We start from the raw sequence: 11,714 nt of genomic DNA on the forward strand, positions 1-11,714 counted from the left end.
TCGGCAGCAGCTGGGTGCTTGGCCTGCAACGCGTCGATGACCCACTGGTGCTGGGCCAGCACCGCCTCAGGGGTGTCTTGGTCGAAGACGGTGCGCACCAGGGTGGCCACCCACGGCTGGGCGGACTTGGGCACGCAGGTCAGCAGATTGCGCAGGTAGTGGGTGCGGCAGCGCTGCCAGGACGCGCCGGGCAGGCAGGCGCCGATGGCGTCCACCAGGCCGGCGTGGGCATCGGAGATGACCAGCTGAACGCCGGACAGGCCGCGGGCCACCAGGCTGCGCAGGAACGCCAGCCAGCCGGCGCCGTCCTCGCGCGAGGTGACCTCCAGGCCGAGGATCTCGCGCTGGCCGTTGGCGTTGACCGCGGTGGCCACCAGGGCGTGCACGTTGATGATCCGGCCGCCCTCGCGCACCTTCTGGGTCAGGGCGTCCAGCCAGACGAAGGTGTAGGGCCCGCCGTCCAGGCCGCGGGTCCGGAAGGCCTCCACCTGCGCACCCAATGTCTTGGCCATCTGGCTGACCTGACTCTTGGAGATGCCGGTGATGCCGAGCTGCTCCACCAGCCGGTCGACCCGCCGGGTGGAGACGCCCAGCAGGTAGCTGGTGGCCACCACGCTGATCAGGGCCTGCTCAGCGCGGCGGCGGCGTTCCAGCAGCCAGTCGGGGAAGTAGGAGCCTTGGCGCAGTTTCGGGATCGCCAGCTCGACCGTCCCGGCCCGGGTGTCCCAATCCCGGGCCCGGTAGCCGTTGCGGGAATTGGTGCGCTCATCGCTGCGCTGCCCGTACTCGGCGCCGCAGCGGGCGTCGGCCTCGGCTGACATCAACGCTTCGGCCATGGTCTTCACCATGGATCGCAACAGATCCGGATCCTGAGTTTCGATCTGCTGTGCCAGCCACGCTGCTGGGTCCACACTGTCGTGCACGGCCATCGTTTCGATCTCCTTCTGGTTCGCACTTGAAGGATCACGCGATGGCCGTTCTCATTTCACGGCTGCCACGCTTGTGACTAGGTCAAACTCATACACCACTCCCGCGGACGCAACCTCTCCTCGCCCTATGGCGCCTTCCAGACCCTGTTGAACCCGCGGCATTGACCACTGCCGAACTGGTCGGTAACGCGGTCCGCCACGTCATCGGACGGAGCGACGAAGCACTACCGGCACGGCTCCTGGCCATCTACGCGGCGCGTACCCTGCGCATCGAGGTACGCGATCCCGACGCGCGCAACCTTCCGGTTCCTGCGCGCGCTCGAGGAACTGGCCACGTTCGGGTACGGCATGCGACTCGTACACGGCTATGCCGACCGCTACGGCGTGCGGGTGACCGATGCCGGCGCGAGCACAGCGTTCCGTGGCCGGGTCAAGACTGCTCTTACCTCCATCGGTTCGCCTGACGCCATGCCGTACCTGCGAGCGGACGTCAACGACTTCGGCGCCGGATTCGTGATTTAGGACCGAGTGACGCCCCAGATTGCGGCGTTGATCGCACAGCCGTGCGCCTATGCCCGCCTGAACCAGCGTGAAGATCAAAGCACTCCACCGCTGGTCCAAGACCGTGTCATCGACTCCGCGGCCTCGACGCGGTGATCGTGTACACGACCTACAGAGCATCACCACACGATCACCACGTCAAGGGGCTCGCTTGTCCAGAGTCGTCACCCAGGCGGCTGGGAAGGACAGGCGTCCGCTGTATTCCGCCTCATCCGGCGACTGCATACCTGCCAAGACGCGCTCCAGCCGACTCAGCCCCTCACCCCACGCGCAAGCCGCGCGCCGACGGCGCGCCCGATCAAGGACGCCCGAGCGAAGCGAGGACCAACGACCAGGGCGGGCTCCAACGGCCCAACCACCTAGCCGGGCAACGGGCGGGACCCAGAAAGAACGCGCGAAGCACCATGCCTTTGGCCAGAAAGAGCGCCCGACCGGAGGGAGGACCTTCAGGGGTCGAGCTTCAGCTCGACTGGAGAAACGCCTGGAACCCAAAAGCGCGAAGCGCGCCAATGTGAAAGACCTTGCCTGTGGAGCTAAGGGGATTCGAACCCCTGACCCCCTCCATGCCATGGAGGTGCGCTACCAGCTGCGCTATAGCCCCATGCCGCATCACGGCACCGCATCAGTGTATCCGACTCCCAGACTCCCCGAGTTCGGGATTAGCCTGCGTCACCGTCTTGCTACCGTGCGTAACGTGACGACTGTGGAGGCTGTGCCTTTGACGGCGCGGTGTGCGCGTATCTTCGCCGGGCGGGAGCATGCGCTGCTCGGCATTAGCGCTATGAATGGATATTTCAGTCTTGGGGCTATTACGGGGCTACTTCACTGGGCTCGGGGGTACTTCAAGCGGGTCGACGTGCTTGTGCCGGGGATCGAGCTGGCCGGGACGCTCGCGGCCCGGGGGGATCTGCCGCCGCGGAAGGCCAACAAGAAGGCCCGTGCGGCGATCAACAACACGCGCAACCGCGTGCTTCACGCGCTTTCCGCCCTCCAAGCGCCCGACGTCGGCGTCTATTCCTGGACCGATCTCCACGACCGGCCCGCCTACACCGGGCTCCGGAGCCGCCTGGACGAGCTCTACCTGTGTGACTCCGCCTTCCGCGAGCTCTGCGACGCCGCGCTGGAGCCCGTACTGGGCACCTCGCGGCCCACTCCCGACCAGGTCCGCGAGGCCATTCCGTTCCTTTTGTCGGAATTGCCGCTCATGCTGAATACTCCGGCGATTTTGGAGACGGAGTCGTCGTTGTTCTGCTATCCGCGAATGCTCCCGGTAGCGAAGTGGCTTTATGCCGGAATGATGCCGGTATATCCCAGCGTTGGCCAGGGAATGTTGACGACTCGGTTGACAGGTATTGATGCAGGTGAGAACCATTAGTCCTGAGTCATTTACCGGGGTGGGGCGGGGCGGCCATGGATCCTCACGCGCGTAACGCGGGGTATGCATTCGACAGTAGTGATATGGGCCATGACGGGTTCCTCGACGAGCACGACATGATGCTCGTCGGCGTCGCGGTCTGTGATCGGCTCAGCGTTCCCGAGCCGTCCGAGCAACGCGACGCCGTCGTCTCCGCCTACCGTCAGGCCTGGCAGCACGCCGTCGACCTCATCGGTACCGACGACCAAGGGCGCATCAGCCGCGCTTCCTACGTACGGCACGCGATGCGCCCCACCTCCGGCCGCATGACCTTCGTGGCCCGGATCGTCTGGCCCATCGGCGACGCCCTGTGGGACGCCCTGGACACCGACGGCGACGAGCAGCTGACCCGGGCCGAGTATCTCCGTCTGTTCGCGGCCTACGACGTGGCCGGCCGTACCGCCAGAGAGGCCTTCGAGCGGCTGGACGGCAACCGCGACGGCCGGCTGTCGAAGGACGAGTTCGCGCAGGCCCTGTACAACTTCTACTACGGCCGCGACCCAGAGATCCCGATCTTCGGCCGCCCCGGCTGAAGACGCCTCCGGATGAAGCCCCCTCCGGATGAAGACGCCCCCGGCAAGACGCCCCCGGACGAACGCTCAGGCCACCTCCGCGGCCTTGCCGATCAGGGATGACAGCTCGGTGACCATCGGGTCCTCCGCCGCCGCCGACAACCGCCCCGCGTGCTGCCCCAGCGTCCTGAGGTCCAGGCCGAAAGCCTCCCGGTCCCGCATGTACATCGCGAAGGCCGCCGCCACCACGTCCACCTGAAGCCGCACCGGCGCCTTGCTCCAAAGCTCGCCACTCAGGTCACCGACGTCCACGGTCTTCCCGGCCTCGGCCGGATTGCGCGTGTCGGGGTCCTGCCAGCGCACCGTCGCCGCGGCGAGCTGACCGGTGGCCCCCGGCTTGAGCTTGACCGAGTACAAGGCGGTCACCGAGTGCCCCGGCCCGATCTCGCCGCCGTCCTTGGTGTCATCCCGGAACTCCTCGGCCGCCAGCGCCCGGTTGTCGTACCCGATGAGCTGGTAGGACTCCACCGCGCGCGGGTTGAAGGCGACCTGGGCCTTGGCGTCGCGGGCGCGCAGTTCGATGGTGGTGGTGAGCTGGTTGCCGAAGATCTTGGCGGCGTCCTCCTCGGTGCTCATGTAGACGGCCGCGCCGTCGGCGTTGTCGGCGAGCTGCTCCATGAGCTCGTCGCCGTACTCCCGCCCGACGCCGACGGTCAGCAGCGTGATCTGCTTGCCCGCCTGCTCCTTGACCTTGTCCAGCAGCGACCGCCACTGGGTGTCGCCCTGGTTGGCCAGGCCGTCGGACAGCAGGATGACCCGGTTCGTGGCGGCGGAGCGGAACGCCTTGGCGGCTTCGTCGTAGCCGAGGCGCAGGCCGGACTCCAGGTTGGTGCCGCCGCCGATGGCCAGGGAGTCGACGGCCGTGTGCAGTTCGTCGCGGGAGACGAGCGGGGTCATGGACGCCAGCAACGTGCCCTGGTCGCTGAAGGCCACGATGGACACCTGGTCGCCGGGCGCGAGCTGGTCGAGCAGCGTGTGCAGCGACTTGCGCACGAGGTCGAGCCGGCCGGGCTCGGCCATGGAGCCGGAGACGTCCACGACGAAGGTGAGGTTGGCGGGACGGCGGGCGGCCGCCTCCGAGGCGCGCGTCTGCAGCCCGACGCGGACGACCGCGTTGTCGCCCTCGCCCATGCGGGCGCCGTCGACGTGCACGGTGAAGCCGTTGTCGGCGGGCTGGGCGTAGTCCTGGCGGAAGGAGTTCACGAACTCCTCGGGGCGGATCTGGCCCGCCTCGGGCCAGCGTCCTTCCGCGAGGGTACGGCGGGCGTACCCGTAGGAAGCGGTGTCCACATCCAGCGCGAACGTGGAGACCTGGGCCGTGGTCGTGTCCGAGTCGGTCCGGGTGGCCGCGGGCTGGGGCTGCTCGGAAGACGAGCTCTTCCTGGGCGCGGCCTGGGAGGGCGCGACGTGAGCGGGCGCCTTGGCCTCGGATCCGGAGGAGCCGCCGCCGGGCCCGCCGCACGCGGCCAGCAGAAGCACCCCCACCAACCCGACACCTACCGCTAAAGGACGAAATTTCATGGATAACCACCTCCACGCCCTATGACGGACCCGCATAACCGCTGGCCGGGCCGGTGACGCAAGCGAGCACAAACCGTGTTCACCACGTGATCGTTGTTTTCGAACCGTGACCCGTTGTGCCAGGCCAGGGCCATCCGGTAGGCATGGATGCCGTGCGCGTCTATTTGGGACTGGCCGCGAAGGGCCAGGCGATAGATCCCCGTATCCTCGACCGGGCCAGGTCCGTTATCGAAACGGCCTTCCCCGTGCCCCCCGACGTCATCCGCGGCCGGGAATGGCACGGCGCCGGCGTCTCCCTGTTCGCCTGGTCCAACGAACCCGACGACACCCGCCGCCCACCCCTTTTCCACGAAACCTCAGGAAACGTCACGGGAGTCAACGGCCACCTGGCCGACCCGGAGGACGTCACCCGCCTGCCCGACCCGTCCGTCGGCGGCTGCTACTCCACCTGGACCGCGGGTGACCGGACGCTGACCGCCACCACCGCCGCCAACCGGATCTGCCCCGTCTTCTACGCCGAGACCGCCGGCCTGCACATCGTCGCCAGCCGCGCCCTCCTCGCCCACCTGATCGCCCAGCGGGACGAGCGCCTCGCGTTCGACGTGATGGCGCTGCAGACGATGGTCCGATCGGGCTACTTCCTGTCGGACGAGACCCCGTATCTGGGCGTGGCGGCGCTGCCGGCGAACTCCCGGCTCGACGTGCGCGGCGGCAGCCGTACCGTCACCGGGGAAGAGCTGCCACGGGCGGCGCCCGCGCCCACGACGCGGCGGGAGAAGAGCGCGGCGCTCGACGAGCTGGCGGCGGCGCTGCTGGCGACGGTGGCGCCGCTGCGGTCGGCGGCCGAGCCGGTGAACCTGGCGCTGACCGGCGGGCGCGACACCCGCATCCTGGCGGCGCTGCTGCACGCGGCCAAGGTGCCGTTCCGGGTGACGACGAACGGGCTGGACACCCATCCGGACGTGATCCTCGCCCGGCGGATCGCGGCCGAGCTGAAGCTGGAGCACACGGTCATCGCGCCGCCGCAGACCGAGGACCGCGACGCGATGCTGGTGGAGCACCCGCTGGCGCGCGCCTGGGAGACGCTGCGCACCTGCGAGGGCATGACCTCGGCCTACGAGTCGATCGTGGGCTACCTGCCGTACTCGACCACGCCGACCATGTCCGGGCAGGGCGGCGAGACGCTGCGCGGCGGGAGCCTCAACCTGCTGCAGACGGATCTGAGCGACAGAGCGCTGCTCAGGCGGATCGGCGCCACCTTCCTCAAGGACGAGAAGCTGTTCACCGCGGCGGCCAACGAGCACGCGCGCGAACAGGCCAGGCCGTGGCAGGAGCGTCCGGACAAGCTGGAGGCGCTGCACCACATCTACCTGTCGTACCGGGTGGGCCGCTGGCAGGCCGGCGCCCGCGCGGGCGCGCTGCGGCGCGGCGATTCGGTGCGGCCCTACCTGGACAACCGGGTGGTACGCGCCGCGCTGAGCCTGGACCGGCGCTGGAGCCTGTCGGAGGAGCCGATCTACTCGCTCATCCTGCGCTTCGCCCCGAAGCTGCGGAAGATCCCGATCGAGGGGAAGCCGTGGCGGTTCGTCGATGGGCAGGCCGGGCGATGGCCGTGGTCGCACGTGCCGCCGCCGCACCTGCCGACGGCCAGGACGGGCGGGGGGTGGAGCTGGCGTACCAGCCCGGGGCCTGCGCTCACCGGTGTGCTGCGCGAGCAGGTGCTGGGCAGCCTCGACGCGCTGGAGACGATCGTGAATCCGGACGAGGTACGCGCGATGTTCGCCGACCCGGTGGTGACGAAGCCGGCCACCGCCTGGAACCTCTACACGGTCAGCACGCTGCTGACCGGCCTCTACCCGGGCAAACGTCCCGAGGCGCTCGAACGCGTCACGGTGTACCGGCCATAGGTACTATCCGGCTATGACGCCGTTCAGGCCGCACACCGTCGCCGTGCTCGCCTACGACGGGATGGCGCCCTTCGAGCTCGGCTGCGTGGTCGAGATCTTCGGCCTGCCCCGCCCCGAGCTTGACGTCCCCTGGTACGACCTGAAGGTCTGCGCCGAGAGCAACGGCCCGCTGCGCGTGGTCGGCGGGTTCACCATGCGTGCCGAGCACGGCCTCGACGTGCTCACCTCGGCCGGCACGGTCATCATCCCCGGCACCGACCTCACCAGGCCGGTCTCCCCCGCGCTCGTCGGGGCGGTCCGCGAGGCGCACGGCCGCGGCGCCCGCGTGGTCTCCATCTGCTCCGGCGCCTTCACCCTGGCCGCCGCCGGCCTGCTCGACGGCCGGGACGCGGCCACCCACTGGAAGTACGCCGATCTGCTCCAGCAGCGCCATCCCGAGGTCCGGGTCAACCCCGGGGTGCTGTACGTCGACGACGGCGACGTGCTGACCAGCGCCGGGAGTGCCGCCGGGCTGGACCTGCTCATCCATCTCGTCCGCAGGGACCACGGCGCGAGCACCGCCAACACCGTGGCCCGCCGCCTCGTGGTGCCGCCGCACCGGGAGGGCGGGCAGGCACAGTTCATCGAGGCCGCGGTGACACCCGTCGGCGAGGACGACGGCGTGGCCAGGGCGATGGCCTGGGCGCTTGACCATCTCGCCGAGCAGATCACGGTACGGGAGCTGGCGATGCGGGCGCACATGTCGCAGCGCTCGTTCATCCGTCACTTCAAGCGGCAGACCGGCACCAGCCCGCTGCGCTGGGTGATCTCCCAGCGGGTGGCGGCCAGCCTCAGCATGCTGGAGTCCACGACCGCGCCGGTGGAGGCGATCGGCGCCGCCGTCGGGTTCGAGAGCCCGGTCACCTTCCGCCACCACTTCACCCGCGCGATGCGTACCTCGCCGTCGGCCTACCGGCGCGCGTTCAGCCCGTGAGGGTCAGCCGCCACAGCGAGGTGACCTCGGCGGCGCGCGCCCGGTGCAGCGGGTCGTCGCTCTTGGCGGCCCGTCCGTGCCTCGGCGTGGTCTGGAGCTGACCGGCGACCGCCAGCCCGGCTTCCTCGAACCAGTCGAGCAACTCCTGCCGGGAGCGCAGCTCAAGATGTTCGGCCAGGTCGGACAGGATCAGCCAGGCCTCACCGCCGGGTGACAGGTGATCGCGCAGCCCGTTCAGGAAGCCGCGCAGCATGCGGCTGTCCGGGTCGTAGACGGCATGGTCGAGCGGGGACATGGGCGTGGCCGGGATCCACGGCGGGTTGCACACCACCAGCGGCGCCCGCCCCGCCGGGAACAGGTCGGCCTGTTCGACCAGGACCCGGCCGGACAGGCCCAGCCGTTCCATGTTGTCGCGGGCGCACTCCAGGGCGGCGGGATCGAAGTCGGTGGCGATCACGCGGCGTACGCCCCGTCTGGCCAGCACCGCCGCCAGCACGCCGGTGCCGGTGCCGACGTCGAAGGCCACCTCGGCGTCGGGCAGCCGCGCCTGCGCGACCAGGTCGACGTATTCGCCTCTGACCGGGGAGAACACTCCGTAGTGCGGGTGGATGCGCTCGCCCAGCGCCGGGACCTCGACGCCCTTGGCCCGCCATTCGTGCGCCCCGATCACGCCCAGCAGCTCGCGCAGCGACCCGACCGCCTCACCGGCGGCCGGGCCGTAGACCTCGGCGCAGGCCTCGCGCACGTCGGGCGCTCGGCGCAGCGCGATCTCATGCCCTCCCGTGTACGGCACCAGCAGCATCCCCAGAATCCTGGCCCGCTGCGACTGGGCCTGGCGCTGCCGGTGGAACCCGCTGCCCGGCCTGGGCCGGGGACAGCGCCGGTCCATCGCCCTGAGCAGTTGCCGGGCGTTGTGGTAGTCGCCCGTCCACAGCAGCGCGGTGCCATCGGCGGCCAGGCGGTGCGCGGTGTCGGCCTTGGTGGTGTCGTCGGCGAGCTCGACGCGTGCGGGCTCGGGTGCTCCCGCCGCCGAACGCCAGGCTGCCCGCCGCTCGTGTCCCGCCTCGTTCCAGGAGATCATCGTCTTTCGACGGTGTCACGCCACCTGGCCACGGGCAACCGGTTTAAGGCCTTCGATCAGCCAAAAGGACCCTCAGACCAGCACACCGGGATTGAGCACGCCCGCCGGGTCCAGCGCGTCCTTGGCCGCGCGCAGCGCCAGCGCGAACGGCTCGGGACGCTGCTCGTCGTAGAAGGGACGATGGTCGCGGCCGACCGCGTGGTGGTGGGTGATGGTGGCGCCGTGGTCGAGCAGGATGCGCGAGACCCGGGCCTTGAGCGCGTCCCACTGCGCGACCTCCGCGCCGCGCTCGGCGGGCAGGGAGACCGTGTAGTAGGGCGCCGGCCCGTCCGGATAGACGAACGCGAACCGGCAGGTGGCCTCCACCGCGCCCATGACCGCCTCGTGCAGGGCCGGGAACCGGTCCCAGGTGACCGCGGTCTCGAACGTCTCCACCACTCTGCCCATTCCCGGAAAGGCATTGCGGAAGTAGGGCATCCGGGTGAACGTGCCCTTCCACTCCTTGTCCTGGCGTATCCCGCCGGCCTCGCCGCCGGCGATCTCCAGCGCCCTGGCCATGGCCGCGTCCACGGGGTGGTCGGCCGACTCGAAGCCGAGGATGAGCACGGCGTGCTCGCCGTCGCCGCCCGCCGCGAGCCGCGCCTCGGCGGCGTCGAGCAGGCGGCAGTTCGACGGGTGCAGCCCCGACTGCGACAGCTCGCGCACCGCCTCGACCGCCCGCTCCCACGAGGCGAACCGGACCGACGCCGACAGTTTGTACGCGGGCCGCCGCTGCAGCCGCACCCACGCCCGGGTGATGACGCCGAGCGCGCCCTCGGATCCCAGCAGCATCCGGTCGGGCGAGGGTCCCGCGCCCGAGCCGGGAAGCCTGCGCGACTCCCACACTCCGGCCGGGGTGATCGCGCGCACCGACTCGACCAGGTCGTCGATGTGGGTGTGCAGGCTCGCGTAGTGGCCGCCGGCCCGCGTCGCGATCCAGCCGCCCAGCGTCGAGAACTCGTACGACTGCGGGAAGAAGCGCAGTTGCAGGCCGTCGGGCAGCTGGGCGTTGAGCGACGGCCCGCTCGCCCCGGCCTGCACGAGCGCCGCGCGCGAGACCTGGTCCACCCGCACGACCCGGTCCATCCGGCTCAGGTCGAGACAGATCGCCGGCCCGTCGAAGCGTGCCTCGACGCCGCCGACCACGCTCGTGCCGCCGCCGCGTGGCACCACCGCCACCTGCCGCGCGGTGGCCCACTCCAGCACCTGCTCTACCTCGGTCTCGGTGCGGGGCAGCGCCACCAGGTCGGGCGGGCAGGAGAAGTCGCCCCGGTAGGCGCGGATGAGGTCGCGGTAGGCCTGACCGTAGGTGCGGTCCGCGCGGGCGCGCGCCTCGGCGGTGGCGAACTCCTTCCACGCCTCCGGTACGGCCAGCCGTGGCGGCGGCAGCCGTACCCGGTCGAAGGGGACGGGTTCCTCGAAGTCATCGCTTCCGCTGATCATGCGGGCGATGCCCCGCAGCTCGTCCAGATCCGGCTCGGCGCCCCACGCCCAATGGCTCATGGGTCCTTGCTACATCATCGGCGGCTTGGACATCATCGGAGCCATGGCTCGAACGGTACTGGCGTGATCAAGGCCGTGCCGGCCCTGCTGGCCGTGGTCGTGCTACTGCTGGGGTTGCTCTGGGTGTTCCAGCGGCGGCTCATCTACCTGCCCGACGCCGCTCCCGTGCCACCGGCGGCCACGGTCCTGCCCGGTGCCCGCGAGGTCACCTTCACCACCGATGACGGCCTGAAGCTCGGCGCCTGGTACCTGCCCGGCGGCCGGGGCGTCACCGTCCTGGTGATGGGCGGTAACGCGGGCAACCGCCTGCATCGCGCGCCGCTGGCCGCCGCGCTGGCGCGTGAGGGCTTCGCCGTACTCCTGATGGACTATCGGGGCTACGGCGGCAACGCCGGCTCGCCCACGGAGGACGGGCTGGCGCTCGACGCGAAGGCGGCCCGCGCGACGTTGTCCGGGAAGGTCGTCTACTACGGCGAGAGTTTGGGCGCCGCCGTCGCCACGCGCCTGGCGACCGAGGTCCCGCCGGACGGCCTGCTGCTGCGCTCCCCCTTCACCACCCTGGCCGACGCCGGTCGGCACGCCTACCCTTTCCTGCCGGTACGCCTGCTCCTGCGCGACCGCTTCCCCCTGAAGGATCAGCTCGCCACGGTGCGGGCCCCCATCACCATCGTGTACGGCTCCCGCGACACGATCATCCCGCCCGCCCTGAGCAGGGACGCCGCCCCGCCGGGAGCGACCCTGGTCGAGGTCCGGGACGCCGACCACAACGACCGCACCCTGCTCGACGGCCCGGAGCTCATCGCCGCCGTGGTGGCGCTGGCTCAGAGGGTGTAGTCGAGGACGTAGGAGTGCGAGCCGTCGGGCGCGATGAGGATGTCCATCTCGCCCCTGATTCCGGCCAGGCCGCCGACGCCGGAGTCGGGCACGATCGTGACGCGCAGCGACTGGCCGGTCGGCTCGCTGACGGCCGAGTGCGCGACGGTGAAGGCGCCGGTGCGGCCCTCCAGGGTGGCGTCGATGCGCTCCAGCGCCACGTACGCCTTCGACTCCTCCACCGGAGTGCTCACCACCAGCATCGTGACCAGGCTGGTGCCGGTCAGGTCGCCGTGGAAGGTCTTGGTCAGGGTGACGACGCCGAGCGAGACTCCGTCGCGGTCGTCGTAGGGCGGCTGAGGGGTCCAGTCCGCGAGGTCGAAGGTGCCTTTCGCTGTCAT

Annotated in this window: 11 protein-coding genes and 1 tRNA gene; 6 read left to right on the forward strand and 6 right to left on the reverse strand. The window is 70.3% G+C overall.

Annotation, left to right across the window (positions count from 1 at the left end; all coding sequences use genetic code 11):
• Window positions 1–929: IS256 family transposase (locus tag ACIBKY_RS52985; protein WP_397109967.1), on the reverse strand; the 929-nt coding region annotated here is incomplete at its 3' end.
• A gap of 348 nt (window positions 930–1,277) precedes the next feature.
• Between ACIBKY_RS52985 and ACIBKY_RS52990 the strand changes: the two genes are divergently transcribed.
• Entirely contained in the window at window positions 1,278–1,451 is a 174-nt protein-coding gene (locus ACIBKY_RS52990; RefSeq protein ID WP_397109969.1) for a hypothetical protein, read from the forward strand.
• Between the two features lie 567 nt (window positions 1,452–2,018).
• On the opposite strand, the gene ACIBKY_RS52995 is transcribed toward ACIBKY_RS52990, so the two are convergent.
• Window positions 2,019–2,091 (reverse strand) — tRNA-Ala (locus tag ACIBKY_RS52995).
• Between the two features lie 93 nt (window positions 2,092–2,184).
• Between ACIBKY_RS52995 and ACIBKY_RS53000 the strand changes: the two genes are divergently transcribed.
• Together ACIBKY_RS53000 and ACIBKY_RS53005 are read left to right on the forward strand one after the other, a co-directional pair.
• Window positions 2,185–2,865, forward strand: a complete 681-nt coding sequence (locus ACIBKY_RS53000) for a tRNA-dependent cyclodipeptide synthase (RefSeq protein WP_397109971.1) — start codon at window positions 2,185–2,187, stop codon at window positions 2,863–2,865.
• An 83-nt stretch (window positions 2,866–2,948) separates the two neighbouring features.
• Window positions 2,949–3,437 (forward strand): EF-hand domain-containing protein, encoded by a 489-nt coding sequence (locus tag ACIBKY_RS53005; RefSeq protein WP_397109973.1) that lies wholly within the window; start codon window positions 2,949–2,951, stop codon window positions 3,435–3,437.
• A gap of 66 nt (window positions 3,438–3,503) precedes the next feature.
• On the opposite strand, the gene ACIBKY_RS53010 is transcribed toward ACIBKY_RS53005, so the two are convergent.
• Entirely contained in the window at window positions 3,504–4,961 is a 1,458-nt protein-coding gene (locus ACIBKY_RS53010) for a von Willebrand factor type A domain-containing protein (protein ID WP_397109975.1), read from the reverse strand.
• A gap of 179 nt (window positions 4,962–5,140) precedes the next feature.
• Here ACIBKY_RS53010 and ACIBKY_RS53015 point away from each other — a divergent pair, with 179 nt between their 5' ends.
• Window positions 5,141–6,904, forward strand: coding sequence for an asparagine synthase-related protein (locus tag ACIBKY_RS53015; protein WP_397109977.1), 1,764 nt, complete (start codon window positions 5,141–5,143; stop codon window positions 6,902–6,904).
• Window positions 6,905–6,917: 13 nt separating this feature from the next.
• Window positions 6,918–7,877 (forward strand): helix-turn-helix domain-containing protein, encoded by a 960-nt coding sequence (locus ACIBKY_RS53020; RefSeq protein WP_397109979.1) that lies wholly within the window; start codon window positions 6,918–6,920, stop codon window positions 7,875–7,877.
• Here ACIBKY_RS53020 and ACIBKY_RS53025 read toward each other — a convergent pair.
• Both ACIBKY_RS53025 and ACIBKY_RS53030 read right to left on the reverse strand, forming a co-directional pair.
• A complete protein-coding gene (locus tag ACIBKY_RS53025) occupies window positions 7,867–8,958 on the reverse strand; it encodes a methyltransferase (protein WP_397109980.1) in 1,092 nt (363 codons plus the stop codon). The genes ACIBKY_RS53020 and ACIBKY_RS53025 overlap by 11 nt on opposite strands.
• 72 nt (window positions 8,959–9,030) lie before the next feature.
• Window positions 9,031–10,500, reverse strand: a complete 1,470-nt coding sequence (locus ACIBKY_RS53030) for an FAD-binding oxidoreductase (RefSeq protein ID WP_397109982.1) — start codon at window positions 10,498–10,500, stop codon at window positions 9,031–9,033.
• A gap of 63 nt (window positions 10,501–10,563) precedes the next feature.
• On the opposite strand from ACIBKY_RS53030, the gene ACIBKY_RS53035 reads away from it, so the two are divergent.
• Window positions 10,564–11,334, forward strand: coding sequence for an alpha/beta hydrolase (locus ACIBKY_RS53035; protein ID WP_397109984.1), 771 nt, complete (start codon window positions 10,564–10,566; stop codon window positions 11,332–11,334).
• On the opposite strand, the gene ACIBKY_RS53040 is transcribed toward ACIBKY_RS53035, so the two are convergent.
• The gene (locus ACIBKY_RS53040) at window positions 11,322–11,714 is read right to left on the reverse strand and encodes a DUF3224 domain-containing protein (RefSeq protein ID WP_397109986.1); all 393 of its coding nucleotides are present in this window, start codon (window positions 11,712–11,714) and stop codon (window positions 11,322–11,324) included. The two genes, ACIBKY_RS53035 and ACIBKY_RS53040, sit on opposite strands and share 13 nt — an antisense overlap.

The organism is Nonomuraea sp. NPDC050394 (assembly GCF_044459065.1).
Classification (GTDB): Bacteria; Actinomycetota; Actinomycetes; order Streptosporangiales; family Streptosporangiaceae; genus Nonomuraea.

Coding starts and splice junctions, on each gene's coding strand:
- ACIBKY_RS52990 (WP_397109969.1), top strand. CDS start 1,278: ATGCGACTCGTACACGGCTATGCCGACCGCTACGGCGTGCGGGTGACC.
- ACIBKY_RS53005 (WP_397109973.1), top strand. CDS start 2,949: ATGGGCCATGACGGGTTCCTCGACGAGCACGACATGATGCTCGTCGGC.
- ACIBKY_RS53015 (WP_397109977.1), top strand. CDS start 5,141: ATGGATGCCGTGCGCGTCTATTTGGGACTGGCCGCGAAGGGCCAGGCG.
- ACIBKY_RS53020 (WP_397109979.1), top strand. CDS start 6,918: ATGACGCCGTTCAGGCCGCACACCGTCGCCGTGCTCGCCTACGACGGG.
- ACIBKY_RS53025 (WP_397109980.1), bottom strand. CDS start 8,958: ATGATCTCCTGGAACGAGGCGGGACACGAGCGGCGGGCAGCCTGGCGT.
- ACIBKY_RS53030 (WP_397109982.1), bottom strand. CDS start 10,500: ATGAGCCATTGGGCGTGGGGCGCCGAGCCGGATCTGGACGAGCTGCGG.
- ACIBKY_RS53040 (WP_397109986.1), bottom strand. CDS start 11,714: ATGACAGCGAAAGGCACCTTCGACCTCGCGGACTGGACCCCTCAGCCG.